The organism is Pseudomonas sp. W2Jun17 (assembly GCF_023127795.1).
GTDB classification, from domain to species: Bacteria; Pseudomonadota; Gammaproteobacteria; order Pseudomonadales; family Pseudomonadaceae; genus Aquipseudomonas; species Aquipseudomonas synxantha_A.
On record NZ_SPKO01000036.1, the window covers coordinates 158576 to 185342 of the forward strand.

The following is a 26767-nucleotide window of genomic DNA, read 5'->3' on the forward strand; positions in this document are numbered from 1 at the left end:
GCTTTTCCAAAAGTGACCCGCTGTAAAAGCGGAACCAATATCAGCCGTTACCGCAGCAATGGATATGTACTCGGTATAACTGTGTCGGCTGCCTGGCCGCCTTCGCGAGCAAGCCCGCTCCCACATTTTGCCCCCGGAACATCAGGCAGAAAACGTTACGCCAGGCTCTTGCTGACCACCTCATACACATCGCTGGACAGCTCGCCACACGCGAGAATGCGCTCCAGTTGCGCCTTCATCAGCGCCTGGCGTGCGCTGTCATACTTGCGCCAGCGCGTCAGCGGCGCCAGTTGGCGCGAGGCGATCTGCGGGTTCAAGGTGTTGAGCTCGATCACCAGATCCGCCAGGAAGCGATAACCCGAACCATCCGCCGCATGGAAGTTGACCAGATTCTGGCCGGCGAATGCGCCGATCAAGGCGCGCACCTTGTTCGGGTTCTTGATGGTGAACGCCGGGTGTTCCATCAACGCCTTGACCCGCGCCAGCCCGCCCGGCAACGTGCTGCCGGCCTGAACACTGAACCACTGGTCCATGACCAACGGGTTGTCCTTGAAGTTCTCGGCAAACACCGCCAGCGCCTGGGCCTTTTCCGCTTCGAACGGCGAGTTCACCAGCACCGCAAGGGCCGTCAGGCGTTCGGTCATGTTATCGCTGGTGTCGAACTGATCCAGGGTGGCCGCCAATACTTCTGGCTTGCCGCTGAGCATCAGGTACGACAACGCGATGTTCTGCAAGGCACGGCGGGCAAAGTGCTCGGCCTCTGCCACGTACGGCGTTTGCTTGGACAGCTCACGATTGGCCTGGTAGCGCAGCCATAAGCCTTCGAACAGGTTCTCGGCCAGTTGCTTGCGGGCATATTCACGGGCCGCGTGGATCGCATCCACATCCGCCACTTCGCTGATTTCCGTCAGGTAGGCTTCACTTGGCAGCGAGAGCATTTCCGCGACCATGGCCTGGTCGAGACTTTCGTCGCTCAATACCGTGCGCAGCGCATCGATCAGGCGCTGGTCCAGCTTCAGCGGCTGGCCTGCCTGATGCTGGGCGATCAGTTCCTGCAACACCTGCACCGACAGCTGCTGGCCGGCATCCCAGCGGTTGAAGCCGTCGCTGTCGTGCTGCATCAGGAACATCAACTGATCGCGGTTATACGGGAAGCTCAATTTCACCGGCGCCGAAAACCCACGCAACAGCGAAGGCAACGGCTTTTCAGCGACATCGACGAAGGTGAACGTCTGCTCGGCTTCAGTCACCGAGATCACTCGTGAGGTGCCTGCAGCTGTAGCCTCACCGGCCAGGCGCAAGTTGATTGCGGCGCCCTGCCCGTCCAGCAGGCCCAATTCCACCGGGATCACGAACGGCAGTTTTTCGACCTTGTCCGGCGTTGGCGGGCAGCTCTGGCGGAAGGTCAGGCTGTAGGTCCTGGCCGCCGCGTCGTAGGACTCGCTCACCGCCAAGCGTGGCGTACCCGCCTGGCTGTACCAGCGTTTGAACTGGCTGAGGTCGGCGCCATTGGCGTCTTCCATGGCCTTGATAAAGTCGTCGCAGGTCACGGCCTGACCGTCATGGCGTTCGAAGTACAGGTCACTGCCTTTGCGGAAGCCTTCGGCGCCGAGCAAGGTGTGGATCATGCCGACTACTTCCGAGCCCTTTTCGTAAACGGTCAGGGTGTAGAAGTTGGAGATCTCGATAAAGCTGTCCGGGCGCACCGCGTGGGCCATAGGGCCAGCGTCTTCGGCGAACTGGTGCGTACGCAGATAGGCCACATCCTGAATGCGCTTGACCGTGGCCGAGTTCATGTCGGCGGAGAAGCCCGAATCACGGAACACGGTGAAGCCTTCCTTGAGCGACAACTGGAACCAGTCGCGGCAGGTCACGCGGTTGCCCGACCAGTTGTGGAAGTATTCGTGGGCGACGATGGCTTCGACGCGCTGATGGGCGGCGTCGGTAGCGGTTTCGGCGCGGGCCAGCACGGCGCTGGAGTTGAAGATATTGAGGCCCTTGTTCTCCATGGCGCCCATGTTGAAATCGTTGACCGCCACGATCATGAAGATATCCAGGTCGTACTCGCGGCCGTAGGTTTCTTCGTCCCAGCGCATTGATTTCTTCAGGCTGGTCATGGCGTGCTGGCACTTGTCGATGTTTTCCGGCTCGACGTAGATGCGCAACGCGACTTCGCGATGGGTCATGGTGGTGAAGCTGTCTTCGACGCACCACAGGTCACCGGCCACCAGCGCAAACAGGTACGCCGGCTTCTTGAACGGATCTTCCCAGGTCGCCCAGTGCCGGCCGTCTTCGCCAGGGCCACTGGCAATCGGATTGCCGTTGGACAACAGCACCGGGTAGCTATGCTGCTCGGCGATCACCGTGGTGGTGAACACGCTCATTACGTCCGGGCGGTCGAGGTAGTAAGTGATCTTGCGAAAGCCCTCGGCCTCGCACTGGGTGCAGAACATACCGCTGGATTTGTACAAACCTTCCAGGGCAGTGTTGGTTTCCGGATGGATCTTGACGGTGGTGTCGAGGGTGAAGGTCTCACTCTTTGGCTGCACGGTCAGGTGGCTGTCGGTCAACTGGTAGTCAGCGTCCGTCAGCGGCCGGTCGGCCAGGTTGACGCTCAACAGCTCAAGTTGCTGGCCGTCGAGTACCAAGGGCGGCAAACCGGCGCCGCGCTCGGGGTTGCGGCGCAGCACCAGCTGCGCGTGGACCAGGCTGTGGTCCTCGAACAACTCGAAGGTCAGGTGCGTCTCGTCGATCAGGTAGTCCGGCGCCTGATAGTCCTTAAGGTAAATCATCTTCGGTTGTTCGGTGCGCATGCTTGGGATCCTTCTACTGATGCACGGCGAGCTGGTAGGCCGTGTATTTACGAATATTGATGACGCCGGTATCGAAGATCAGGTATTGGCCCTTGATCCCCAGCAGCGTGCCTTCGGCAATCGGGTTCTTGTCCAGGTTGAAGCTGACGATCTTGGTCGGATACTGCTCGACCGGGTAGCGGATTTCAATCGGCTCGATGTCGGCAATGGTTTGGATGGCTTGCAGGCCAAAGCGTTCCTGCAAACCCAGCAAGCCTTCGGCGCAGGAGGCGAACAGCTCATCGCGCACCTGCTTGAGGTCCACCGATTGCGCGTCGCCCTTGAGCAAGGCGCGCCAGTTGGTCTTGTCGGCCACCTGGCTGCGGAACAGGTCTTCGACGAAGCCGGACTGCTGGCGAGTCGACACGCGCATGATCGGCAATGCCTGGCTGGCACCCTGGTCCAGCCAGCGGGTGGGCAGTTGAGTAGCGCGAGTAATGCCGACCTTGACCCCCGACGAATTGGCCAGGTACACCACATGGTCGGTCATGCAGAATTTTTCGCCCCAGCCTGGATCACGGCAGGTGCCGGCGTCGTAATGGCAACGCTCGGGGCTCATGATGCACAGGTCACACTGGGCCAGCTTGGTCATGCACGGGTAGCAATACCCTTGACTGAAGCTGGTCTTGGTCTTGCGCCCGCAATGGCTGCAATGAATGGCACCCAGGTACTCCAGGCGCACATGGGTGCCGATCATCGGATTGACCGGCACCTCGACATCGCCCAGGCGAAACGCATATTGAACGGTCGGCTCACCAAGTTGCGCCGACATTTTGCTGACTGCACCGCGACCAATTTCAATCAATGGATCGCATCCGACTTGAACAGGATGTTCGCCACCGGCTCCGACTTGGACGCGCATTCCTGCGGGCCCATATAGCCGGTACGCTGCTCTTCGGGCAGGTTCTGGATCTCCCAGGCGATCATCGCTTGCAGGGACAATTCGCGCTGTTCGGCGGTGAGCTTGCGGCCATCGGACCATTTGCCGATTTCCACGGCGAGCTTGAGGCTTTCGTAGATATCGGGGGTGATGTTTTCGATCATTTCAGCAAAAGAGGACATTCGGCTCTTCCTTATCAAATAGACGATTTGCGACGGTTGTACAGCCCGCCGAGCAAACCGGTGAGGCAACCGATAACCAGGCCGCCGACATGGGCCGCGTTGGCGATTTGGCCGAAGCCGATCATCGAGACCAGCCCCGACAGGCAGAGCAGCAGCCACACCAGCATCATCACCAGCACCCCCCGGGGCAGGCGATAGGCTGGGTTGGGTGACAATAGTTGAAAGATCCAGCAATGCCCGAGCAGGCCATACAACACACCGGACAAGCCACCGAACAGGCCAGGGCCGCCATAAGCGTATTGCGCGTAGTTGGAGACCAGGCTGAACAACAGGGTCAGCCCCAGCAAGTTGATACTGCCCTGGCGCGCTTCGATGCGCCGGCCCAACTCCCAGTACCACATGCCGTTCATGGCCAGGTGCAGGATGCCGAAGTGGATCAGCATCGGCGTGACCAATCGCCACCACTGCCCTGAAGCGAGCGTGTCGGCCAGCGGTGTGAACTGGATGTACTCGCCCAGCACCCGGAACGGCAGGAACGTCAGCCAGGCCATGGCTTGCAGGTTTTCGCCGAGCAGGGTCACGGCGCCGACAATCAGGCTGGCCAACAGCACCAGCGCCGTGACAGGGCTATGACGCAGCTGCTGGACGAAACCTGGCCGTGCAACTGGCGCCTGTTCAGGAATATCCAGCTGCTGGTCCGGGTCGCCGGCAGGAAAGCGTTGATACAACACGCGCACGTCATCGCTGATGGTTTCAGGCACCCACAACACTTGCTCACCCGCCTCTTCACTGACGCGATGGGGCACTTGCATGCGTTGCAGCAACTTGACGAAACCACCCAGGTCGACACTCAGGGGCAAGCGCAATACGGCTACGGTACTCATGGAATGGCCTCGGGTCGCTCAACGTCGACCCATACAAATTTACGCGGATCCAGTTGGGTTTCCTGGTCGAGTCGATACGCCACCAGCTTGCCGTACAGCACCGCGCTGTAGTCCAGGCAAGCCAGGTTCGGGCGGATCGGCGCCGGTTTGCCACTGCGCCAGTAATGGCCGACGAACAACAACGGCTCGTCGACGCCGTAGCGCAGCAGGGAATTCTTTTCGGTGGACGACAACGGCGTGCGCGCCACCGGCTCTGGCAAAGCGTCGGGCTGGAACACGATGTCACCGTAGGTCTTGGGGTCATCTTCCCAGAACTTGGTGCGGAAGAACGACCGCGTCAAGCCATCGCCGCCGGTCAGGGTCAGGCCGTCGGGCAGGCGCATATCGGTGCCGCGCAACAGCCGATCGAAGGCGTTGCAGGCGAAGCTGCCCGGTACGGCGGCGGCTTGCAGGAAGTGCTGGTCGATGCAGCCATCCGGGAAGGTGGCGCGCAATGGCTGGATGAAGCCTTCATCCCAGCACGCGTGCACCACGCGAAAACGCCCGGCATCGACAAACAGCGGCATGTCGTAGAACCAGCCGAGGAAGTCGTGCCAGTCGGCCGGGTGGTGCTCGAACTGGGTCAGGGTCTCTTGGATCAACCGCGCATGACGTGGGTTGTGCTCGCGCACGAACTGCCTGCCGCTGCCGGGTGGTGCCGGAGTGGTCCAGCCCAGCGCATTGAACTCATGGTTGCCCATGATGCACAGCGCCTGCCCGGCCTCGGTCATATCATGGACGATATGCAGCGCCTCGCGGATACGTGGGCCACGGTCGATGATATCGCCCAGGAACACCGCCATGCGCGACGGATGGCGCCAGGTGCCGCCCTGCTTGTGGTAACCCAATTGGTCGAGCAAGTGCTCAAGGGTATGAGCGCAACCGTGCACGTCACCAATCAGGTCGTAGCTACGCGCGGGATCGAGCATCAGTCGCCCCCACCCCCCAAGCGGCTGCCCCAGCCCAACTTGGTACGGCACACTTCGTAGTAGTTGTGATCCAGCGGGTGGATCAAGCGCAACTTCTGTGCCTTCTTGCTCACGGTGATGGTGTCACCGGGGGCGCAGGTGAAATGGTTCTGCCCGTCGCAGGAGACTTGCGGGTAGATCTGCATGTCTTTGGACACCACGATTTTCAATTCACTGTTGCCATCGACCACAATCGGTCGACTGGACAACATATGGGGGTACATCGGCACGACCACAATGGCATCGAGCTTGGGATGCATGATCGGGCCACCGGCCGATAGTGCATACGCGGTGGAGCCGGTAGGCGTGGCGACAATCAGGCCGTCGGCCTTCTGGCTGCACACAAACTGGCCGTCGATATACAGCTCGAACTCGATCATCCGCGTGGATTTGCCCGGGTGCAGCACCACATCGTTGAGGGCATCGCCCTGGCCGATCGCCTCGCCATGGCGGCGCACTTCGGCTTGCAGCAGGAAGCGGTTTTCCACCAGGTAATGGCCGTCGAGCACCTTGGCCACTTCGACTTCCAGCTCATCGGGGCGGATGTCGGTCAGAAACCCCAGGCTGCCGCGGTTGATCCCCAGCACCGGCACGTTATGCCGCGCCAGCGCCCGGGCGGCGCCGAGCAGGCTGCCATCGCCGCCGACCACGATGACCATGTCGCAGACCTCGCCGAGCATCTTGCGCGACGAGGTCTGCAGGCCGTGGCCCGGGAGGATTTCGGCGATGGTGTCTTCGAGGATCACATGCAGGTGGCGCTCGAGCAGAAACTTCTTCAGCCGGCGGACGGTGTCCAACACCTGGGTACTGCCCAGGCGACCGATAATGCCGATATTGCGAAATTGCTCCATGGGGCTCCTGCGGGATTTGGGGTGCGGCAAAAAAGAACGATTATGGGCGAAAGGCCGCGTCAGGCAAAATCCTTTGTCGCCGCCGCGCCTTGATGACAATGGTTCTCAGGCACCTTCACCCGGCTGAAAAGGCTATGCTCGGACCATGACCGTGTTCCCTGACTTGCACAACTTGCCCCGCCAATTGCGCCACCCCGAGGTGCGCGACCTGGCGTGGGTGATCCTCGCCCCGCCCATGCTGGCGCAAACGCCGTGGCCGCAGCGCCACCCGCTGGCCGGCAGTGACTGGGCGCAGGCGCCACACCGGCTTGAGCATTGGCTGCGTGCGCTTGATCAGGACAGCAGCGCCCTGCAGCAGTGGCTCAGCCTGTCGCGCACACGGCGCCTGGGCCTCTATTACGAGCGCCTGTGGCAGTTTGCCGTGCAGCACGCGCCGGGTGTGGAATTGCTGGCCGCCAACCTGCCGATCCGCCGCGCCGGGCATACCCTGGGCGAACTGGACATGCTGTTACGCGACCGCGATGGCGTGCACCATCTGGAACTGGCGATCAAACTCTATCTTGGCCCACAGGACGGCAATGGCCAGGACACCGCGCTATGGCTCGGGCCGGGCTGCCATGACCGGCTGGACCGCAAGCTGGCGCACCTGGCCGAACATCAACTGCCGATTTCTGCGCGGGCCGAGAGCCGCGACGCCTTGGCGGCGCTGGATATCCAGGTGTTCGATGCGCATTTGTGGCTGGGCGGTTATCTGCTCTATCCCTGGCCTGGCACGGCGCAACCCCCAATCGGCGCCCACCCGCAGCATCTGCGTGGTTGCTGGTTGCATCAGCGTGACTGGTCGGATTTTGTCAGCACCCGCCCACCCGGCCACTGGCAACCCCTGCCCCGCCACGCCTGGTTGGCACCTGCGCATTACACGGCGGATCAAGTGTTGAGTGAAGCGCAGATGCAAAGCTGGCTGAAGGACCTGGATCCGATGGCACCGGCGCAGTTACTGGTTCGGATGGTGCAGAACGGTGAGGACTGGGAGGAAGCGGAGCGGTTGTTTCTGGTGGCGGATCTTTGGCCGAATGTGCCGGGGGCAGGCTGATAAATCCTCGGTGTATTCAAGGCAGCCATCGGGGGCAAGCCCCCTTCCACAAGGTAGTGCGGCGCACTGAAAAATGTGGGAGGGGGCTTGCTCCCGATGTCGATTGCCCAGGCACTACACATCATCGATATGCTGATAATCCAACTGCAACCCCATCGCCAACTCCTGAGCCCGTCCCAACCTGATCGGCCCGCGCTCAATGTCTACCAGTAACCCCGGACACTCCAACGGCGGCAACCCATCAATGGCTTTGAGCCGACCATCAGTGATCACCAGCAATCGCTGTTGCTGCGCCGGGTAACGCTTGCGCCGCGCTTTGAGCCACTGCCCGGCCTCGCTCAAGGCGGCGAGCAATGGCGTACCGCCACCGGCGCCTAACTGCTCCAGCCAACCCGTCAATCCCTTTGCCGCCTTCAAGCCCTGCACCTGCCACTTCGGCGCTGATCCGCTGGCCGTCAACAGCGCCATGCGCGCCCGTTGCCGATAAGCGTCGTCGAACAGCTGAGCCAACAAACCCTTGGCATCGGTCAACGCCCGATGGCGCCGGGTGGACGCCGAGGCATCGACGATTACCAACCACAGTTCCGGCGCCGAACGGCTACGCAGGTGGAACAGCAGATCATCACGGCATTGTGGCCGTCCACCGAGCAACGTACCCGGCCAATTGATCCTGCCTTTCTGTGCGCTGCGCGCCTTGCCCTGCCTGCCGTTGTCCAGTCGCCCCGCCTGGGGCCGGGCATCCGCCCCCGCGTCAGGTCGGGGGCGAATGCCTAGGGCTTTTTTGGCCAGGCCGGCACATCGCGGCGGGCGCCCGTGGGCAAGGCCGGCGCAGGCATATCGCCCCATTGGCCTTGGCCGGGCGAGCTTTCAGACGGTTTCGACGACTGCCCTTGATTCGGCGGTGCGGCCGCGGGCGTTTGCTGCTGACGGCGATGGCGCAAGGCAAACTCGGCCACCGCTTCGATGTCTTGCTCGGCAATGGCTGACGCGCCTCGCCACGCCGCATGGGCCCGGGCACCACGCAGCCAGACCAGGTCGGCGCGCATACCGTCCACGCCTGCGGCAAAGCAGCGTTCGGTAATCTGCGCCAACGCGTGATCGTCCAGGTCGATGCTGTCGAGTCGCGCCCGCGCCTGCGTGCAGCGTTCGCGCAACTCGGCTTGCGGCGCGGCCCACTGCGCGCAGAAGGCCGCCGGATCACTGTCGAAATCCAGACGACGACGAATGATCTGCCCACGTTCGGCGGGCAAGGTCTGCCCGCTCAGCGCCACATTGAAACCAAAGCGGTCGAGCAACTGCGGGCGCAACTCCCCCTCCTCCGGGTTCATGGTGCCGATCAGCACAAAGCGCGCCGAATGCCGATGGGAAATACCGTCGCGCTCGATCAGGTTGGTGCCGCTGGCGGCCACGTCCAACAGCAGGTCCACCAAATGGTCGGCCAGCAAGTTGACTTCATCCACATACAGCACGCCGCCGTCAGCCTTGGCCAACACGCCGGGGGAAAATTGTGCACGGCCTTCGCCCAGTGCGGCTTCCAGGTCCAACGTGCCGACCAGGCGTTCCTCGGTCGCGCCCAGGGGCAAAGTCACGAACTGGCCACTGGCGAGGAGGTCCGCCAGCCCACGGGCCAGGGTCGACTTGGCCATGCCTCGCGGGCCTTCGATCAGCACGCCGCCGATGCGGGGGTCGATGGCGGTCAGGCACAGCGCCAGTTTCAGGTCGTCAGCACCGACCACGGCGGACAGCGGAAAATGGGAAATCTCGGTCATCAGCTGTCTTCTTCTATATCCAGCAAGAGGTTTTCCAGTGCTTCGCGATAAGCCCCCGGCGCCTGCCACATGCCCCGCTGCTGGGCTTCGAGCATACGCTCGGTCATGTCGCGCAGGGCATCGGGGTTGTGCTGCTGCACAAACGCCCGGGTGTCAGGGTCCAGCAGGTAGGCATCGGCGAGCAGTGCATATTGATGGTCGTCGATCAACGCGGTGGTGGCGTCGAAAGCGAACAGGTTGTCCACGGTCGCGGCCATTTCAAACGCGCCTTTATAGCCATGGCGTTTCACGCCTTCGATCCACTTGGGGTTGGCGGCGCGGGCGCGGATCACCCGGTTCAGCTCTTCCTTCAAGGTGCGGATTCTGGGCAAGTCCGGCTGACTGTGGTCGCCATGATAACTGGCGGCCTTGTCACCGCTGAGGGTTTCCACGGCGGCGAGCATACCGCCCTGGAATTGGTAGTAATCATTGGAATCGAGCAAGTCGTGCTCGCGGTTGTCCTGGTTCTGCAACACCGCCTGCACTTGGCTCAGGCGCTGGGCAAACTGCTCGCGGGCGGCGGTGCCTTCATCGGAGCCCCCGTAGGCATAGCCGCCCCAGTTGAGGTAGACCTCGGCCAAGTCCTCGCGGCTCTGCCACAGGCGCCCGTCAACCGCGCCCTGCACGCCCGCGCCATAGGCGCCCGGTTTGGCGCCGAAGATGCGCCAGCCGGCCTGCTTGGCCGCAGCCTCTGCATTCAGGCCCGACTCAACCAGCGCCTGGCGCTCGCTGCGCACCTTGGCGGCCAAAGGGTTCATGTCGTCCGGTTCATCCAGGGCCGCCACCGCCTGCACCGCTGCGTCGAACAGGCGGATCAGGTTGGCGAAGGCATCGCGGAAGAAGCCGGACACGCGCAGGGTCACGTCGACACGCGGGCGATCCAGCAGGCTGATCGGCAGGATTTCAAAATCGTCGACCCGCTGGCTGCCGGTGGCCCATACCGGGCGCACGCCCATCAGCGCCATGGCCTGGGCGATATCATCACCGCCGGTGCGCATGGTGGCCGTGCCCCATACCGACAGGCCGAGTTGGCGCAAATGATCGCCATGATCCTGTAGATGGCGTTCCAGAATCAGGTTGGCCGATTGGAAACCGATGCGCCAGGCTGTGGTGGTTGGCAGGTTGCGTACGTCCACGGTAAAGAAGTTACGCCCGGTCGGCAGCACATCCAGGCGTCCGCGACTGGGCGCACCGCTGGGCCCTGCCGGGACGAAGCGCCCGCTCAAGGCATCGAGCAGGCCGCGCATTTCCGCCGGGCCGCAGGCGTCCAGGCGTGGCGCCACCACGATGCGCAGGCTTTCGACGACCGACTTGACGTCCTCCCAGCCAGGCTCTTCCAACTGCTCGACAGGGCCTTCCAGCGCCTGCTCGATCAAGCGCGTTGCGTAAAGCTCCAGGCGTTCGCGGGTATCGCCGGCGGTGCGCCACAACTGCCCGTCGATCTTTTGCAGTACCAACGGGCGCCGTCCCGTCCATGGTTCGGCCAAGGCGCAATCGAGCGGATCGAAGCCCAGTTCGAAGGCCTTGGCCAGCACCCGCAACAGGCTCGATTGCGGGCCACGGCCATCGCCACGCGGAATGCGCAGCAACGCCAGCAAGGTGTCGATGCGCAAGCGGCCCTCGGGCGACTCGCCAAAGATATGCAGGCCGTCGCGGATCTGCGACTCCTTCAAATCGCACAGGTAGGTGTCCAGGCGCGGCAACCAGATGTCGGCGTCAGTCTCGCTGTCCAGCTCCAGCTCCTGGTCGATGCGGGTTTCGCGCACCAGCTTGAGAATGTCTTTTTGCAACTCAAGGGCGCGGCGCGGGTCGAGCAATTGCGCCTCGTAATACTCGTCGGCCAACAACTCAAGGTTACGCAACGGGCCGTAGGTTTCGGCACGGGTCAACGGTGGCATCAGATGGTCGATGATCACGGCCTGGGTACGCCGCTTGGCCTGGGCACCCTCGCCCGGGTCGTTGACGATAAACGGGTAGATGTTCGGCAGCGGCCCCAGCAATGCATCCGGCCAGCAGTTTTCCGACAGGCCCACGCCCTTGCCCGGCAACCACTCCAGGTTGCCGTGCTTGCCCACATGAATCACGCCGTGTGCGCCGTAGGTGTGACGCAGCCAGAAATAGAACGCCAGGTACCCATGGGGCGGCACCAGGTCCGGGTCGTGGTACACGGCACTCGCGTCCACCTGGTAACCCCGGGCAGGCTGGATGCCGACGAAGGTCAGGCCCAGGCGCAGGCCGGCGATCATCATGCGGCCGTCGCGGAACATTGGATCGTTTTGTGGAGCACCCCAACGTTCCAGCACGGCCTGGCGATTGGACTCGGGCAGTCGATCGAACAACGCCTGGTACTCGGCCAGGCCCAGGCTTTGATGGCACGGGCGCTGGTCGAGGCTGTCGAGGTCGTTGGTGACACCGCCGAGCAGCTCGTGGATCAGTGCGGTGCCGCTGTCCGCAAGCGCCGGCGCCACCGGATAGCCTTCAACCTGCAAGGCCCGCAGGATATTCAGCGCCGCTGCTGGCGTGTCCAGGCCCACACCGTTACCGATGCGACCGTCACGGGTCGGGTAGTTGGCGAGGATCAGGGCGATGCGTTTGTCGGCATTCGGCACCCGGGCCAAGTCAACCCAACGCCGCGCCAGTTCAGCGACAAAATCCATGCGCTCGGGCGCTGCGCGGTAGCACACCACGTCAGACTGGCTGCGCTCGCTGCGCCAGGCCAGGTCCTTGAAGCTGATCGGCCGGCTGATGATGCGCCCATCCAGCTCGGGCAAGGCAATATGCATGGCCAGGTCGCGGGGGCCGAGCCCCTGTTCGTTGGCCTCCCAGCCGGGCTGGTTATCCTGGGCGCAGATCGCCTGGATCACCGGGACGTTGCGCCGAAACGGTCGCAGATGCGGCGCTTCGGGGCTGGATTGGGCAAAGCCTGTGGTGTTGAGGATCACCGCGACTTGCACGTCGTCCAACAGGTCCTCGACCACTGTGAGGCAACCGGGCTCTTTCAAACTGGCCACTGCGATGGGCAATGGGTTCAGGCCCGCTGCCTGCAAGCGCTGGCAGAACACATCGATAAACCCGGTATTGGCCGCCTGCAAGTGGGAGCGGTAGAACAGCACCGCGGCCACGGGAAAGTCGGCGCGCCAATCCGCCTGCCAGTCATTGAGGCGGGCATTGGCTTTGTGCGGGTGATAGATCGCCGTACGCGGCAAGGTTTGTGGCTCGGCCCAGGCATAGTCGCGGCCCAGATGGGCGCTGGCCAGGCAGTGATAAAAGTCCAACGCATTGCCAAGGCCGCCCTGGCGCAAAAAGTGCCACAGACGCTCGCGCTGTTCAGCAGCAACAGTGCTCAGGCCGCTGAGTTCCGGGTCTGGACGATCATCCCCCGGCACCAGGATCAACGTGACGCCACGCTCGGCCAACTCCACCAGGCGCTCGATGCCGTAGCGCCAATAACCAATGCCGCCATGCAAGGAAATCAGGATGACCTTGGCGTGACGCAACACCTCATCGACGTACAGGTCGACCGAGGCGTGGTTCTGCACCTGCATCGGGTTGGCCAGGCGCAGGCTGGGGTAATCCTCGGGCAACTGCTGGGCGGCTTCGGCCAGCAGCGCCAGGCTGGAGTCACCGCTGCACAGGATCACCAGCTCGGCGGGGGTTTGGCCAAGGTCGGCAATATTGTCGTCCGCGACGAAACCACCGGGTTGGGTCCTGAGCAGGTGCATGGTTAAACGCTGAGGGCAGCGCGCAATTGCGCTTCAAGGCCAGCGGCGTCCAGCTCCTGACCGATCAGCACCAGGCGCGTGATACGCGCTTCATCGGCACCCCAGGCACGGTCGAAGTGCTTGTCAAAGCGTGTGCCCACGCCCTGGATCAGCAGGCGCATCGGCTTGTTCGGGATAGCAGCAAAGCCTTTGACGCGCAAAATGCCGTGTTGCACCACCAATTGGGTCAGGGCGTCCAGCAACAGTGCTTCGTCGGCTTGAGGCAGGTCGATGGAGATGGAGTCGAAAGCATCGTGATCGTGGTCGTCTTCGCCTTCATGGTGATGATCGTGATGGCTGTGGCGAGCGTCGATATGCTCTTCGGAGCCGGCACCCAGGCCGATCAGCACGTCCAATGGCAGGCGACCGCTGCTGGCTTCGATGATCTTAACCGCCGGCGGCAGCTCCTCGGCCACTTCCAGGCGCACGCGGGCCAGGTCTTCGGTGCTGATCAGGTCGGCTTTGTTGAGGATCACCAGGTCGGCGCTGGCCAGTTGGTCGGCGAACAGCTCGTGCAAAGGCGACTCGTGGTCCAGGTTCGGGTCCAGTTTGCGCTGGGCGTCGACTTGATCCGGGAACGCAGCGAAAGTGCCGGCGGCCACGGCCGGGCTGTCGACCACCGTGATCACCGCGTCAACCGTGCAGGCGCTGCGGATTTCCGGCCACTGGAACGCTTGCACCAAGGGTTTTGGCAAGGCCAGCCCCGAGGTTTCGATCAGGATATGGTCAAGGTCACCACGACGGGCGACCAGTTCGCGCATCACCGGGAAGAACTCTTCCTGCACGGTGCAGCACAGGCAGCCGTTGGCCAGTTCGTACACGCGGCCGTTGGCTTCTTCTTCGGTACACCCGATGGAGCATTGCTTGAGGATTTCGCCGTCAATGCCCAGTTCGCCGAACTCGTTGACGATCACGGCTATGCGACGGCCCTGGGCGTTATCGAGCATGTGGCGCAGCAACGTGGTCTTGCCCGAGCCGAGGAAGCCGGTAACGATGGTGACGGGGAGTTTGGCCAGTGTTTTCATCGGATGCCCTTTGGGGCGGGCATACGGGACGACAGGCCCTGCGGCGCGCGCAGCAGCGGATTTCGTCACCGGATCACCCCGCCCGGTTGAATTGGAAAATCGGTGACGAGGCAGGTCTCCTGGCTTGGGGCGTGCAGGTCTTGTGACCAACGCTGACTGCGCCTTCCCGCCGTCTCGGCAGTGGCGTGGCAGTCAACTGAACCCTTCACAGTTGCGGGGGCAGCCGCGGCTTGAACCGCGTTCCCTTCTTAGCTCCGACCTGGGCCGAAGAACCTCGAGGGTGCAAGGCTACGCAGTGCAACGGAGCGGGTCAATGTCGCGCCGCCTAAAGCATAAACTTACCCAGCCTGTGCCTTGACCAACTCAGTCTTTGTAAGGCTTGCGCCGATCCCGCAAAAGCGCCCTGCAATATGATGTCATATTCAATACGGAACGGACGCGCAGAACGACACCACGCAGCAGTGCTCATTTCATACAGAGACTCCTGCCATTTCGCAATTAGCGGAGTGTTTTTGAAATGTGGCGAATTTTAATCCATTGGCTTCAGGAATGAATCATGCTGATATCGACTTCTAACGCGCCCACCCCCCTCGCTCTTTTTAACAATACGGGTGCAATCAATAACAAACAGCCCGTCAGTGCTGACGCTGTTGGGCGTGCGCCGCTGGATTCTCAGGACAACCCTCCCGCAGCCCTGAACGCTCGCGGCAACTTACCGCGATTCAAACGATCAGAGCCGCTTATGAGCAGCCTTGTGGAACAAGGGATCAGCAAACTTGGCCCCCTACTCCATTGCTTCCAAGACGATCTGATAAATGGGATAAAAAAGCACTTTCGTGAGTACGCCGCAGGCGAAAACGACCGATTTGTAAACTTTAACGAATTGAAAGAAGCGGCAGGTCAAATACCAACCACCAGAGCTTTTTCCGCCGAGGCAACCCTCTATGCCAAAATACTCCTGCAGAACCCTCGGGTACTTCGTGAGTTAGATATCGGAATTGGTGACCATGGCCGGCCCGGCGCGGAAGATGGGAGATTTGATATTGAAAACATCGAGCACATGTTAACAAAGCCAACTTATATGGGAGAGCACTTTGCGATTTTGCTGGATTACCGACTCACCTGATTAGTTCGGTCAGATACAACACAGTCGGCGGTGCTTGATACAAGATGGCAAGGTTTCGACAGGCAAGCTGCGTTCGTCACTACGTATCAGTTTGACGCACATCACTGCGTCATGCTCTCCTACACATCTTGTTTCGGGTGCCCTTCACAGGGTGAAACGGGAAACCGGTGCGTCATAGACTTATGGCCAGTCCGGTGCTGCCCCCGCAACGGTAAGCGAGCGAAGCGTCAAATCCACTGTGCTGTGCATGGGAAGGAGACGCTTGTCAGGATGGACTCTATCAAGAGCCGCCCCTCGCAAGCCCGGAGACCGGCCCGAAAATATCAGATAACAAACCCGCGGTGGGCGGGCGCTGTTCAGAACCCTGCGTGCCTGGCTCGCGGGGTTTTCATGCGCTCGTTTCACCCTGATACCTGAAAGGGACGCGCCATGTCGATCATCAGCAGCACTTCGCACTCCGCCAGCAGCACTGCCACCTTGAGCCAACGCCTGACCGCCGCCATCGGTGCGTCAATCCTTGGTGCGTGCCTGGTGTATTTCGCCGGTTTCTCCCATATCGAAGCCGTGCACAACGCGGCCCACGATACCCGCCACAGCGCCGCGTTCCCGTGCCACTGAGACCTGCCGACATGATCAAGCGTATTGCCCAAACCGCAGGGTTCACCGGCTTATTGGCCGCCCTGCTGCTGACCCTGCTGCAAAGCTTGTGGGTCGCGCCGTTGATTTTGCAGGCGGAGACCTTTGAAAAGGCTCCAGCTGTTGCCGAAGTCCCCCATGAACATGCTGCTGGCACCGCTGCCCACACCCACGACGCCGAAGCCTGGGAGCCGGAAGATGGCTGGCAGCGCGTGCTGTCGACCACCGGTGGCAACCTGGTCGTTGCGGTCGGGTTTGCGCTGATGCTGGCCGGCCTGTACACCCTGCGCGCACCAACCCGTACAGCTCAAGGGCTACTGTGGGGCCTGGCCGGTTACGCGACATTCGTACTTGCGCCGACCTTGGGCCTGCCGCCTGAACTGCCGGGCACCGCCGCCGCTGATCTGGCGCAACGGCAGATCTGGTGGATCGGCACTGCCGCGTCTACCGCTGCTGGCATTGCTTTGCTGGTGTTCGGTCGCGGCTGGTTGCTCAAAGTGCTGGGCGTGGCGATCGTCGCCGTACCCCACGTGATTGGCGCTCCGCAGCCGGAAGTCCACTCCATGCTGGCCCCGGAGGCCCTCGAAGCCCAGTTCAAGATCGCGTCGCAGTTGACCAATGTGGCGTTCTGGCTGGCCCTTGGTCTGATCAGTGCCTGGCTCTTTCGCCGTAACCGCGACGAACACTACTCGGCATGACCCTCGTCGTCGGCCTGGGTTGCCAGCGGGGTTGTGATGTCCGAACCCTGCTGGAACTCCTTGATAGCGCCCTCGCCGAAGGCGGCATTGAACGCCAACGCATTACCGCGCTGGCGAGCATTGATCGCAAACAGGCTGAGCCGGGGTTGGTGGCCCTGGCCCAATTATTGAGCCTGCCCTTGCAGTGTTTCAGCGCCGAACAACTGGCCGGCTTTGAACATCGGCTGAGCCACAAATCAGACGTAGCATTTAGCCATACCGGCTGTTACGGCATCGCCGAAAGTGCCGCATTGGCCTTGGCCGAGCAACTCGCCCACGGCCCTGCCCACCTGCTCATCACCCGCAAGAAAACCATCCAGGCCACCCTTGCATTAGCCTGCGCCGGTTAAAATCCCGATAATTGCCGCTCTCGATCATGAGCAATCTTCATGCTCGCCCGTTTTTTCAACAGGAATTCCCCATGACCGTCTACTTCATCGGCGCAGGCCCCGGCGACCCGGAACTGATTACCGTCAAGGGCCAGCGGCTGATCCGCAGCTGCCCGGTGATCATCTACGCTGGCTCGCTGGTGCCTGCGGCAGTACTGGAAGGTCATCAGGCACGCCAGGTGGTCAACAGTGCCGAGCTGCACCTGGAACAGATCATCGACGTGATCAAAGCCGCCCATGCGCAAGGCCAGGATGTGGCGCGCGTGCACTCCGGCGACCCGAGCCTGTATGGGGCGATTGGTGAGCAAATCCGTCACTTGCGCGAGCTGGGCATTCCCTTTCAGATCATTCCCGGGGTCACGGCGGTGGCTGCCTGCGCGGCGTTGCTGGAAACCGAACTGACCCTGCCGGACATTGCCCAGAGTGTGATCCTGACCCGTTATGCGGATAAAACCAGCATGCCGGCGGGTGAGGACTTCGACAGCCTGGCCCGGCACGGCACGACAATGGCCATTCACTTGGGGGTCAATCATCTGGACAGGATCGTCGCTGAGCTGCTGCCGCACTATGGTGCAGATTGCCCGATCGCCGTGGTGCACCGCGCGACATGGCCGGACCAGGATTGGGTGGTGGGTTCGTTGAGTGATATTGCCCAGAAGGTCGCGACTAAAGGCTTTCGGCGTACGGCGCTGATTGTGGTCGGGCGGGTGTTGGCAAATGATAGCTTTGGCGAATCCTCGCTGTACCGCGCAGGTCACGCCCACCTCTATCGTCCTTGAAGATATGGACTGAACCACAGCCAATCCAAACTATCAGACAATCATCATAGCTGGCTGAATTTAGAGCATAAAAAAACGGCGCTCACGGGGCGCCGTCTTTTAAGCTCGCAGTGAACACCTTACTCAGTAGTAGGCGTTTTCTTTCTGCGTGTGATCAGTCACGTCGCGCACACCCTTGAGCTCAGGAATACGCTCAAGCAAGGTGCGCTCGATGCCCTCGCGCAGAGTCACGTCCGCCTGGCCGCAACCCTGGCAGCCGCCGCCGAACTTCAATACCGCGATACCGTCATCCACTACGTCGATCAGGCTCACCTGACCGCCGTGGCTGGCCAGCCCCGGGTTGATCTCGGTTTGCAGGTAGTAGTTGATCCGCTCATTGACCGGGCTGTCGGCGTTAACGTTGGGCACCTTGGCGTTGGGCGCCTTGATAGTCAACTGGCCGCCCATGCGATCGGTGGCGTAGTCGACTACAGCGTCGTCAAGGAAAGCTTCGCTGAAGGCATCGATGTACGCGGTGAAGCTTTTCAGCCCCAGGGCGGTGTCTTCAGGCTTCTCTTCACCAGGCTTGCAGTAGGCAATGCAGGTCTCGGCGTACTGGGTGCCGGGCTGGGTGATAAAGACGCGGATGCCGATACCCGGGGTGTTCTGCTTGGACAGCAGGTCAGCCAGGTAATCGTGGGCGGCGTCGGTAATGGTTATGGCAGTCATGGAAACTCCTCACAGGCTTGCCGGCAGTTTACGCCAAATTATTACGCAGGTACAAAGTCCGAGCATTTTTGTCGGAAAAGCCCCCTATCCCCCTGACCGATGGCGAACAACCGCCCCATTGCCCGTGAAAACAGATCGATCGCCAACGCCTGCCTTGCACCTAGTTATATAGGCCTCCCGCAAAATCATGCTGAATATAGTGAATCCTCTTCGGCTATTGGTTGTGAGGATTCAATGAATATTGCTATGCAGAGTTTCCATTTCAAGGGTTTGCCTGAACAGCCAGCGCATCTGGACCATTTGATTGATTACGTGACCGCACGCATCCCACTGAAGTCGTCACCCGCTTCTGATTGTTATTATTACCCCCCGCAAGATTCCGCATTGGGTCGCGAGTGCAAGGAAGCCTTTCGGGTGCTGAAAAAACTGCAGGAGGATGAAGACTTTCAACAGTTCCTCTGCAAGAAACCAGAGCCTGACAATTCCGTACTGGGGCGGGACTTTCTCTACGACCTGCTCTCGACAATGCTCAGCAGCACCCGCCCGCCGATGCCCGCTCTTCCCGAAGTTTTCAGCATCGACGACCACGCCGTGGTCCTTCGACATGTCCCCACTTATTGGTCCATCGACGTCGATGTATTGCTCGACATCAACCGCCGCGTGGGCAATGGACTCAAAGCCGATGGCTCGGTAAGGCTTGATCTGGTCTTCAAGTATTACTCCATCGCCCCCCCACAGCCCAAGACCACCGCACAGTGGAAATCGGTGCTCTATGGCCTGCAGGAGCACCGCGTTCTGCAGCGACTAGGACACGACGGCCACGTAAGCGACTTGGAGCATTTGTTGGATGCACCGGCCGACGAAACTATCAAGGAGGTGACCCGCCAAATCGAAAAGGAAACCGGCCGATCTCTGTTCCGTACAGTATTGCCTGAGCACTATTCCCCATCGCAGCAGGAACTGCTCGCAACGACACCAACGGTCTTGCTTGAGCAGATTCTCAACAGCCCGCAGAACCTGGCACTGGCCGAACGGATAGCCACGGCGTTGGGCTGGTATGGCAGCCAAAAGCACGAAAGTTGCCCACAGCCGGTTCTAGTGAAATTACTCTGGCGCGCGCTATGGCTGACGATCATCCCCGCACCTCAAGCGTCCATTGATAATGAATTGAAGTTGTTCATCTCAGCGGGAACTTATTATTCGTCGATCCGCAATTCTTTGGCCCGGCGCTTTGAAAACGCCCTGTCGATCAGCCCTGAGTCGACACCCTTGGTGATGTGCGTGGCCAAGGCCAATATCGCCAGCGAGGTATGGGTCGCCGATATTCCCCAGGACCTGCCCTACGGTGTCACCACTGCCTGGGTCAACTTCAGAAGCGGTTTCCTTCTGGCCGAAGCGCTGGCACCAGGCTCATCGCGCCACATGACCTTCGAACAATTGCTCAACCTGCCAGCGGCACACTATAGCGCCCATGCCAACAGCCCCGAGCAACAAGCACTGGTAGCGGCCGCCAAGCTCGCGCCGAGCGTTTACTGGGCGCAAGCCAACGGGTTGATTGCCACTCGGCAGTCAGGCCACTCCCGTGAGGAACTTGCCCAAGCCGTAGCCGCCCTCGAGCAACATGAGCATGAGGTGTTCAACGCAGTCCGCGATCTTGCGCTCAAGCTGCCCAGTCGTTGGCGCTCGGCGTCGGATGCCGAGTACGACAAAGCTTTCCGTGAGGCCCTTGAGACGCCCAGGAACGCCTACAAGGTCTTGATCCAATCCCTGCTTGCCCACCTGGGTTCTGACACCCTTAATGTGGATCAAGACGAAATCACGGTGTACTCATTGCGAAAAGCCCTGGACAAGGTTCCGGTCGAATATGAAGACAAACGCAAGACCGATGCCGTTCGTTACCGGGCAGGTTTCATCCTTCGAATCGTAAAACCACGCCAGCCCTTCCAGGCCAACTACATCGAGGTGTTCCCCCTCGCCGGATTGATTCGTCGACGTCCTGACATCAAGACCCTGCCGCTGGACGGCAAGGTCGTAGAACTACGCGATGCGATGAGTTGGTGTAAATACAGGTTGGCCACCGAAGTCCCCTTTGATCCGAATGCCTACAAGGAGAGCAATACCCCTGTTGCAGGCCGCAAGGCCGAGTTGATCGTTGAGCAAGTCGGCGAAACATTGCCGGCCATCGATGCCCTGGGACGTCGAATCGAATCGTTCGCCCCTAATACCCTGTATGCCCCGCGCAGTGAACAATTGGCGAGTATGATCGCCCGAGAGCTGTTTTTCCGCGACGAAGAAGCGCTCCTGGAACAGACCCGCAAAAGCACACGGGAAATGGACATCGGCCGCGATGTACTGGAAGACATGACGTTCTGGGGCAAGGTATTTGTTCCCTTCTGGGCCGGCATTGACGACCTCGCATCCGGGGATCCCCAGCGCATCAAACCGGGGATCGCGAGCCTGACCATCGACTTCGTGTCTTTTGCCTTGCCGGTCGGAAGGTATGTTGCCGGCTCCAGCCGTCTGATCATCCAGGCCGGGAAAACCGGGTTGCGCCTGGCCTTGCCAAAACTCGCAAAACTGACAGGCACGCTGGTGATTTCAGTTCTGCAGGAACTCAACCCCCTGGCGGCGGTACCCAGCCTGCTCAGGCTGGCGCGCTTTGGACTGGTCAAGCTTGGCCGTATTGCCATGCGCCAGACGAAACGCGGGGTCGCCCTCCTACGCGATGGAACCCTCGCTGCCCGCCACATGAAGTCAGTTGACCCCACGACCTGGAAGCCACTTCAGGCCGGCGATCGACTCTTTACCGTCGACGGTTTCCCTGACATTCCGATGCGTAACGTCGGTAGCCTCGACGCGCCAGATTTTCGCCTCATCGATGCCGCGTCCAATAAAGCCTTCGGCCCGCGTTATCGCGAACCGATCACGGTGATCAGCAACAGCAGCCCGTTGATCCGTCAATACGCCGTCGACCCTCAGTTGATCAGCGGTCTCAAACCCGACGCACGCGGTATCTTCTCCCGCGCGGACTACAACCAGAAGTTCATCTGCAATGTCGATGACAAGGGCAAGATCGCGGTGTATCAGGTACGTGACAATTCCTATGGATTTATCCAGGAAACCGCCGCGGGCGCCGACAACAGCTTCTCGGTGGTCATGGTCAACCCGAAGAACAATCGCGACCTGTCGATCACGCTATCCTCCGTAGAACCGGGGCATTGGTACTCAAGCCAGATCAAAGTCACGGGTGGCGCGCCGGATGTCACGAACGTCGTGACCCCCTCGATCCTGCAGAAATGGACCGAATCCAGTGAACACGCCTTGAAAAAAACCCTGGACACCTTCATCAAGACCTACAATCTGGACCCCACCGCATTCCGCCAATTTGTCAAAAGCCGCGACACGTTGACACCCCGAGGGCAACAGATGCTCGACCGTGCGGGAACCGCCCGTACCGCCATTACCCACGACCATCTGGAGCATTGGCGCAACAGCTCGCAACGAGAACGCAACAGCCTTACCCTTGAAGGCTTCGCCGCTGACCATAACCTGGACCCACGGGATTTGGCACAGTACGTCAACCTCGATGGCAGCTATCGCGCCGCCGGCAAAGTGCTCGCCAAGCATGCCAACGGTGGAGAATTCACCGTACTGACACCTGAACACCTGGACGAATGGCACAAGCACTACATTACCCCTGGTTCAAGGCATTCCGTGCTCACGTTTGTCGATGAGAAAAACCTCAATCCGGTGATCTGGAGCGCCTACGTCAATGACAATGGCAGCATGACCCGCGCCGGCAGGGAAATGTTGATCTTCGGGCAGAGGAGCCCGCTGGATCAACCGATCGCCAGGAAACGCCCCGCTCCGCCACCTACGGCAGGCGGCTCGAAACATCCGCGCCTGGATGAAGAGGCCGTCCCTGCCCGCCGGCGCTCCACTTCAATCACGGCGTCCTTTGACCATAAAATCAACAACAACGCACCGATCCTGCAGGACCCAAACGATGTCAGGCGCAGCTTGACCCTGGAACTGGAAGGCCCACTGCAAAACATCAAAATTACCGATGCCAACGGCTTTTTCGATGAGTTCATCGGCATGCAACATGTGGAAGTCAAGGAGGCTGCCACCAAGAGCATTCGCGAATGGATCTCCAAGGAGGGCAACCATCATCGCAAGCTCGATCGATTGCTGGAGGTCAAGAAACTCAACGAGGGCACGGAACGCGGACTCTCGGTCGTGGCCCGCACCGACATCAAGCGGTTCGATGTGCTGGGGCCGTACACCGGCAAGCTGCACTTGGACCAAGCTTCGGTGAATACCGAAATACTTGAAAAGGGTGAAGCGGCGGTCGGCACATATCTATTTCAGACCAACACCAGCGGTGCCAGCATTAGCGGCCACGGCAACAGTAATACGCTGAGCCTGATCAATGCGGTCAAGGTACCGGGCATTACCGATGTCGGTATCGAGAACGTCGGCTCCCTGTGCGTAGGTAAATACATGGTATTTATTGTCGCGTGGCGGGATATTCCGGCCGGGACCGAGTTATTGATGGACTATGGCAAAAGCTATTGGAAGTACTTGAAGCCCTGAGACCGGCCACTTGTAAAGCGCTTCGCCGACCAGATCCCTGGTCACCGAGGCGCTGTCGAAAGGGGTGCCGGAGCATCAACGCCAAACCAGCGTGTGAGCGTGCGGTAGGCAGGCCTCTCCAGCCATTGGTAACTCACAAATGCGCCCAGTCCGATGATGACGATACATCCAGGCAATATGGCGTAAGGGTCGATCCCCGTGCGGTCGGCGATCCAACGCCCGGCGCTGAGCACCAACACGTGGAGTAGATAGACCGAGTAGGAGCAATCCCCGAGCACCTTCAACAAGCGCGCGCCCTGGAAGTAAGGTTCCAGTGCCACGCAACTGAAGACCACTATCGCGCTGGGCACTCCCCACTCCAGGGCTCGGGGTATGTCCGCGCCATGATCAATAGCCACCAGGGCCGCTGCGATACCCAACAATGCCAGCCACGGCTTGGCCCGGCATAGGCCGCGCCGATACAGCATGCCGATCACCACGCCCATCAGGAACTCGAAAATAATGTCCTCATGGTAGAAGCCACTGGCCAGGTCAACGGCGGGAGTGATGATGTAGCACACCAGATACAGCAGCGCTGCTACCACCCACAAGCGATAGGCCGCGGGCACCAGCAAGGCAAAGGCAAACAGGCAATAAAACAGCATCTCGAAATTCAGTGTCCACCCGACATCGAGCAGTGGGTAGACGCCGAAGCCTCCCGGGTTTTGGGCCGGTATAAAGAGCATCGACATGAGTACATGACCGGGTTCGAGCCGAGCCTCTGGAAAGATCGCAGGCACAACGGCAACCACGAGAATCATGAGCAGGGTATAGAACCAATACGCCGGAACAATCCTCGCCACGCGCATCAGCATGAAACGCCCGGGGTTCAGCGCTTTGTCGGCAGTCGCCAGGTAAATCACCAAGCCACTGATGACAAAGAACACATCCACCCCAATGGCGCCTTTGTCGACAAACAGAAATTCCAGCGCGTTGCTGGCTTCAAAGTTGAAAAACCCTTGCATGAAATGGTGGCCCACCACACTCCATGCCGCCAAGGCGCGTAGAAACTGCACTGAAATCAACATCGGTGTCCCCTGTCCAGTCCGTAGGTAGGTATCCGACTGCTTCAGCGCTCACTTGGAGAAATGACCGGACCAATACAGTAGTTATAGATTCTCGTAGCGGTTCATGTCCAATACACCCTCTTCCACTGGCGTGGTTTCACGAATGTACCGCGACAAATCGTGGAAGTATTGCCAGAACTGCGGATGACTGCGGCGTACCCCCCAGCGATCGACTATTTTCTCAAACCGCTTGGCATCCTTGGCCTGCTCCATTTGCGTGACGAATTGCGGCACCTCTTGAGCTGGAATGTTGAACATGAAGTTCGGGTAACTGCTCATCACCCCCGGATAGATGGTCAGTGTGTCGAGGCCCGGCTGGTAGCGATAAGCCTCACCCAACAGGAAAGCCACGTTACTGTGGGCACGGTTACGCAGCATGCTGTAGACCACGCGCTGGCCACTCTGGGTTTCGATGCGCAGCATGGTGGCTTCGGGCAACTGGTCGATCACCTTGAGCCCCGCCGCCGGGCGCGACGTCAGGCGGCTAAGCGCCTGTTCGGCGTCCTGCAAGGCCGGGTCGATACCGGTGCGCGAGCAATAGGCCCCGGTGCAGCGGTTGATCGGGTCCGGGCTGACGTTCAAACCGCCGTAACGCGTCAGCAGTTGGTTGGCAAAATCGCGCTTGGGATCTTTCTCGTCCAGATGCAGCCCCGTGGGCTTGTCGTCATCAATGGCTTCATAGTCCAGCCACAGCTTGAGCTTGCCACTGTTCTGGTACCAGTCGTCAAGGAAGTCCTCGCGGGTGTCGGCCGGCATCAGACGCAGGAAGTTCTGTTCGGCGCCGTTGCGGATCAGGTCGAAGTACAAGCGCGTCTGGGCCTGGTGCGACACATTGCCGAACACGTCGAAGTTGACTGCCAACTGGTAATAAGTGCGCTCCAGCAGTGGGTAATCGAACAGCCACATCGTCTGCGGCACCTCACCGATCAGGCCCTTGGTCACCGAGGCGCTGTCGAAATGGCGAAAGATGGTCAGCAAGGCATTGTCATTACCCGCCCACAAGCTCGACCAACTCGGCGGCGGCACATCTGCGTAGCTATCGCGGCGCAACGCCTCATACTGATTACGCTTGTCGCGATAGGCCAGCCACAGGCCCAGCACACTGCCCACATCATCGTTTTGCCCAGGCATGGCCAACAATGGCGTGGCCTGGCCGCGGTAACGGGCATCGGTGATGTACAGGTCATGGTCCGGCTCCTGGAACAGTGTCCAGAAGTTGTCACGGATCACGTCCGTGGCGATCTGCCCACGGCATACAGGACCGCGGATGAAGGTGCGCACGAAGTATTCGGCGTTATCCAACATGAACTGATAACGCGCCTTGGCCGGTATGGCTTCGAAGGTTTCGAACGGGTTGGCACGGCGCCCCGGTCCGTAGCCCGGCAAGGCGCTCACCTGCCAGTCACCGGAATAGAACAGGTCTTTGATCCGTGCCATTTTCGCCGCGCTGAACGGGTAAGTGATGTGGGTTTTATGCACGATCACGCCCTGTACCGGCCACAGGCGGTAATAGACCTGAGTGCCTGGGTCATCGTTAGGACGACGGGTCGCGATCAAGTCGATCGGCTGCCCGCTCGGCGTACGCGAACGCACCCACTGGAAGTAATGCCCCGGCTCGCCGTTTTCGAAGTAAATGTGGGCGAGGAACAAATGCTCGTACAACCAGCGCGCCACCAGGCTTTGCCGGGCGCCCGGCTGGTTGAACAGGGTTTCCCATTGCTGCACCTGCAAGGCTTCCCTGGTGCTGGGAGCCAGACTCTGCTCATCAATCGGCGCACCGGAGGCCAGCCAGCGTTGCAGGGTCTGGTATTGCTGGTCGGTCAGGCCGGTGACGGCCAGCGGCATGCCCTCCTTGGGATGGGCGCCGGCATAGGCGTTGAACTCGCCGGGCGTCGCGCACATGTTTTGGCGGTTCAGGCCCAATACAATCTCGTCGGGCAGTTTGGCATTGGGTGGCAATGGCGCGTTATGCCCCAGCTCCAGCATACGTGCCATCAACGCAGCCTGGCTGCCCTGGGCATCCAGTACCGAATAGAAGCCCTTCTGCTGCCAGGCTTGTTTGCCGAACGCGTCATAGAACAGCCGTGTAGTCGGTGTGGCCTGGCTACGCTCGCCGTCGTACACCGGCACCTTGCTCGCGCCACGGGCCGCGCCCTCTGCGCTGCCAAGGTTGAGTTGGCAAGCAGAGTCGTAGCAGGCATGGCAGGCCACGCACTTCTCGGTGAAGATCGGTTGGATATCGCGGGTATAGGAAATCGCCGAAGCGCGGCCGTCAGCCTGCGCGGTACTGGCTATCAAGGCCAGGACGGCGCTGACGATCAAACGAAGTGACATGTATCGGGTCCCG

20 protein-coding genes and 2 riboswitches are annotated in these 26767 nt (G+C 60.7%); of the genes, 7 read left to right on the plus strand and 13 right to left on the minus strand.

Features of this window, described 5'->3' with window-relative positions; genetic code table 11:
* Positions 1–155 precede the first annotated feature (155 nt).
* The 6 genes from pepN to E4O98_RS23475 are packed head-to-tail and all read right to left on the minus strand — an operon-like array spanning position 156 to position 6656.
* A complete protein-coding gene (gene pepN / locus E4O98_RS23450; protein WP_032875918.1) occupies positions 156–2813 on the minus strand; it encodes an aminopeptidase N in 2658 nt (885 codons plus the stop codon).
* 13 nt (positions 2814–2826) lie between these two features.
* On the minus strand, positions 2827–3657 hold the full coding sequence (locus E4O98_RS23455) for a DUF2797 domain-containing protein (protein ID WP_005788687.1): 831 nt from the start codon (positions 3655–3657) through the stop codon (positions 2827–2829).
* Positions 3654–3914 (minus strand): DUF1315 family protein, encoded by a 261-nt coding sequence (locus tag E4O98_RS23460; RefSeq protein WP_005788688.1) that lies wholly within the window; start codon positions 3912–3914, stop codon positions 3654–3656. Before E4O98_RS23460 ends, E4O98_RS23455 begins: the two co-directional genes overlap by 4 nt.
* A 14-nt stretch (positions 3915–3928) precedes the next feature.
* On the minus strand, positions 3929–4798 hold the full coding sequence (locus E4O98_RS23465) for a rhomboid family intramembrane serine protease (RefSeq protein WP_032875921.1): 870 nt from the start codon (positions 4796–4798) through the stop codon (positions 3929–3931).
* Positions 4795–5769 (minus strand): metallophosphoesterase, encoded by a 975-nt coding sequence (locus tag E4O98_RS23470; RefSeq protein ID WP_164699547.1) that lies wholly within the window; start codon positions 5767–5769, stop codon positions 4795–4797. The genes E4O98_RS23465 and E4O98_RS23470 overlap by 4 nt, the downstream gene beginning before the upstream one ends.
* Entirely contained in the window at positions 5766–6656 is an 891-nt protein-coding gene (locus E4O98_RS23475) for an NAD(+) kinase (RefSeq protein ID WP_248136366.1), read from the minus strand. The genes E4O98_RS23470 and E4O98_RS23475 overlap by 4 nt, the downstream gene beginning before the upstream one ends.
* A 145-nt stretch (positions 6657–6801) precedes the next feature.
* Here E4O98_RS23475 and E4O98_RS23480 point away from each other — a divergent pair, with 145 nt between their 5' ends.
* Entirely contained in the window at positions 6802–7749 is a 948-nt protein-coding gene (locus E4O98_RS23480; RefSeq protein WP_248136368.1) for a DUF1853 family protein, read from the plus strand.
* A 114-nt stretch (positions 7750–7863) separates the two neighbouring features.
* On the opposite strand, the gene E4O98_RS23485 is transcribed toward E4O98_RS23480, so the two are convergent.
* From E4O98_RS23485 to cobW, 4 genes are read right to left on the minus strand one after another with little or no spacing between them, the layout of a single operon-like run.
* Complete coding sequence (locus tag E4O98_RS23485; protein ID WP_032880973.1) at positions 7864–8466, minus strand: VWA domain-containing protein; 603 nt, start codon at positions 8464–8466, stop codon at positions 7864–7866.
* 53 nt (positions 8467–8519) lie between these two features.
* The gene (locus tag E4O98_RS23490) at positions 8520–9518 is read right to left on the minus strand and encodes an AAA family ATPase (RefSeq protein ID WP_148853714.1); all 999 of its coding nucleotides are present in this window, start codon (positions 9516–9518) and stop codon (positions 8520–8522) included.
* Positions 9518–13279 (minus strand): cobaltochelatase subunit CobN, encoded by a 3762-nt coding sequence (gene cobN / locus E4O98_RS23495; RefSeq protein WP_148853713.1) that lies wholly within the window; start codon positions 13277–13279, stop codon positions 9518–9520. Before cobN ends, E4O98_RS23490 begins: the two co-directional genes overlap by 1 nt.
* Before the next feature lie 2 nt (positions 13280–13281).
* Positions 13282–14343: a cobalamin biosynthesis protein CobW gene (gene cobW, locus E4O98_RS23500; RefSeq protein WP_032875935.1), complete on the minus strand. Its 1062-nt coding sequence runs from the start codon at positions 14341–14343 to the stop codon at positions 13282–13284.
* Between the two features lie 91 nt (positions 14344–14434).
* Positions 14435–14635: riboswitch (cobalamin riboswitch) on the minus strand.
* Positions 14636–14899: 264 nt separating this feature from the next.
* On the opposite strand from cobW, the gene E4O98_RS23505 reads away from it, so the two are divergent.
* The 5 genes from E4O98_RS23505 to cobM all read left to right on the plus strand — a co-directional run bounded on the left by E4O98_RS23505 (position 14900) and on the right by cobM (position 18010).
* On the plus strand, positions 14900–15469 hold the full coding sequence (locus E4O98_RS23505; protein WP_248136370.1) for a hypothetical protein: 570 nt from the start codon (positions 14900–14902) through the stop codon (positions 15467–15469).
* A gap of 118 nt (positions 15470–15587) precedes the next feature.
* A riboswitch (cobalamin riboswitch) is annotated at positions 15588–15802 on the plus strand.
* Between the two features lie 96 nt (positions 15803–15898).
* On the plus strand, positions 15899–16087 hold the full coding sequence (locus E4O98_RS23510) for a CbtB-domain containing protein (RefSeq protein ID WP_032875937.1): 189 nt from the start codon (positions 15899–15901) through the stop codon (positions 16085–16087).
* Positions 16088–16098: 11 nt separating this feature from the next.
* Positions 16099–16803, plus strand: coding sequence for a CbtA family protein (locus E4O98_RS23515; protein WP_032875940.1), 705 nt, complete (start codon positions 16099–16101; stop codon positions 16801–16803).
* Positions 16800–17192: a cobalamin biosynthesis protein gene (locus E4O98_RS23520; RefSeq protein WP_032875943.1), complete on the plus strand. Its 393-nt coding sequence runs from the start codon at positions 16800–16802 to the stop codon at positions 17190–17192. The genes E4O98_RS23515 and E4O98_RS23520 overlap by 4 nt, the downstream gene beginning before the upstream one ends.
* A 71-nt stretch (positions 17193–17263) precedes the next feature.
* Positions 17264–18010 (plus strand): precorrin-4 C(11)-methyltransferase, encoded by a 747-nt coding sequence (cobM, locus tag E4O98_RS23525; RefSeq protein WP_078821508.1) that lies wholly within the window; start codon positions 17264–17266, stop codon positions 18008–18010.
* Between the two features lie 123 nt (positions 18011–18133).
* Here the strand turns inward: cobM and nfuA are convergent, their stop codons facing one another.
* Positions 18134–18718, minus strand: a complete 585-nt coding sequence (gene nfuA / locus E4O98_RS23530) for a Fe-S biogenesis protein NfuA (RefSeq protein ID WP_003190728.1) — start codon at positions 18716–18718, stop codon at positions 18134–18136.
* Positions 18719–19132: 414 nt separating this feature from the next.
* On the opposite strand from nfuA, the gene E4O98_RS23535 reads away from it, so the two are divergent.
* Positions 19133–23314 carry an SET domain-containing protein-lysine N-methyltransferase gene (locus tag E4O98_RS23535; protein ID WP_248136372.1) on the plus strand — a complete coding sequence of 1394 codons (4182 nt, stop codon included), beginning with the start codon at positions 19133–19135 and terminating at the stop codon, positions 23312–23314.
* Positions 23315–23355: 41 nt separating this feature from the next.
* On the opposite strand, the gene E4O98_RS23540 is transcribed toward E4O98_RS23535, so the two are convergent.
* Together E4O98_RS23540 and E4O98_RS23545 are read right to left on the minus strand one after the other, a co-directional pair.
* On the minus strand, positions 23356–24381 hold the full coding sequence (locus tag E4O98_RS23540) for an acyltransferase (RefSeq protein WP_032875949.1): 1026 nt from the start codon (positions 24379–24381) through the stop codon (positions 23356–23358).
* A gap of 81 nt (positions 24382–24462) precedes the next feature.
* Positions 24463–26754 (minus strand): fatty acid cis/trans isomerase, encoded by a 2292-nt coding sequence (locus tag E4O98_RS23545; RefSeq protein WP_032875951.1) that lies wholly within the window; start codon positions 26752–26754, stop codon positions 24463–24465.
* Between the last annotated feature and the right edge of the window lie 13 nt (positions 26755–26767).

What these genes read in the sequence shown, in the direction of transcription:
- pepN (WP_032875918.1), bottom strand. Translation starts at nt 2,813, where the DNA reads ATGCGCACCGAACAACCGAAGATGATTTACCTTAAGGACTATCAGGCG.
- E4O98_RS23460 (WP_005788688.1), bottom strand. Translation starts at nt 3,914, where the DNA reads ATGTCCTCTTTTGCTGAAATGATCGAAAACATCACCCCCGATATCTAC.
- E4O98_RS23465 (WP_032875921.1), bottom strand. Translation starts at nt 4,798, where the DNA reads ATGAGTACCGTAGCCGTATTGCGCTTGCCCCTGAGTGTCGACCTGGGT.
- E4O98_RS23475 (WP_248136366.1), bottom strand. Translation starts at nt 6,656, where the DNA reads ATGGAGCAATTTCGCAATATCGGCATTATCGGTCGCCTGGGCAGTACC.
- E4O98_RS23480 (WP_248136368.1), top strand. Translation starts at nt 6,802, where the DNA reads ATGACCGTGTTCCCTGACTTGCACAACTTGCCCCGCCAATTGCGCCAC.
- E4O98_RS23490 (WP_148853714.1), bottom strand. Translation starts at nt 9,518, where the DNA reads ATGACCGAGATTTCCCATTTTCCGCTGTCCGCCGTGGTCGGTGCTGAC.
- cobN (WP_148853713.1), bottom strand. Translation starts at nt 13,279, where the DNA reads ATGCACCTGCTCAGGACCCAACCCGGTGGTTTCGTCGCGGACGACAAT.
- cobW (WP_032875935.1), bottom strand. Translation starts at nt 14,343, where the DNA reads ATGAAAACACTGGCCAAACTCCCCGTCACCATCGTTACCGGCTTCCTC.
- E4O98_RS23505 (WP_248136370.1), top strand. Translation starts at nt 14,900, where the DNA reads ATGCTGATATCGACTTCTAACGCGCCCACCCCCCTCGCTCTTTTTAAC.
- E4O98_RS23510 (WP_032875937.1), top strand. Translation starts at nt 15,899, where the DNA reads ATGTCGATCATCAGCAGCACTTCGCACTCCGCCAGCAGCACTGCCACC.
- E4O98_RS23515 (WP_032875940.1), top strand. Translation starts at nt 16,099, where the DNA reads ATGATCAAGCGTATTGCCCAAACCGCAGGGTTCACCGGCTTATTGGCC.
- E4O98_RS23520 (WP_032875943.1), top strand. Translation starts at nt 16,800, where the DNA reads ATGACCCTCGTCGTCGGCCTGGGTTGCCAGCGGGGTTGTGATGTCCGA.
- cobM (WP_078821508.1), top strand. Translation starts at nt 17,264, where the DNA reads ATGACCGTCTACTTCATCGGCGCAGGCCCCGGCGACCCGGAACTGATT.
- nfuA (WP_003190728.1), bottom strand. Translation starts at nt 18,718, where the DNA reads ATGACTGCCATAACCATTACCGACGCCGCCCACGATTACCTGGCTGAC.
- E4O98_RS23540 (WP_032875949.1), bottom strand. Translation starts at nt 24,381, where the DNA reads ATGTTGATTTCAGTGCAGTTTCTACGCGCCTTGGCGGCATGGAGTGTG.
- E4O98_RS23545 (WP_032875951.1), bottom strand. Translation starts at nt 26,754, where the DNA reads ATGTCACTTCGTTTGATCGTCAGCGCCGTCCTGGCCTTGATAGCCAGT.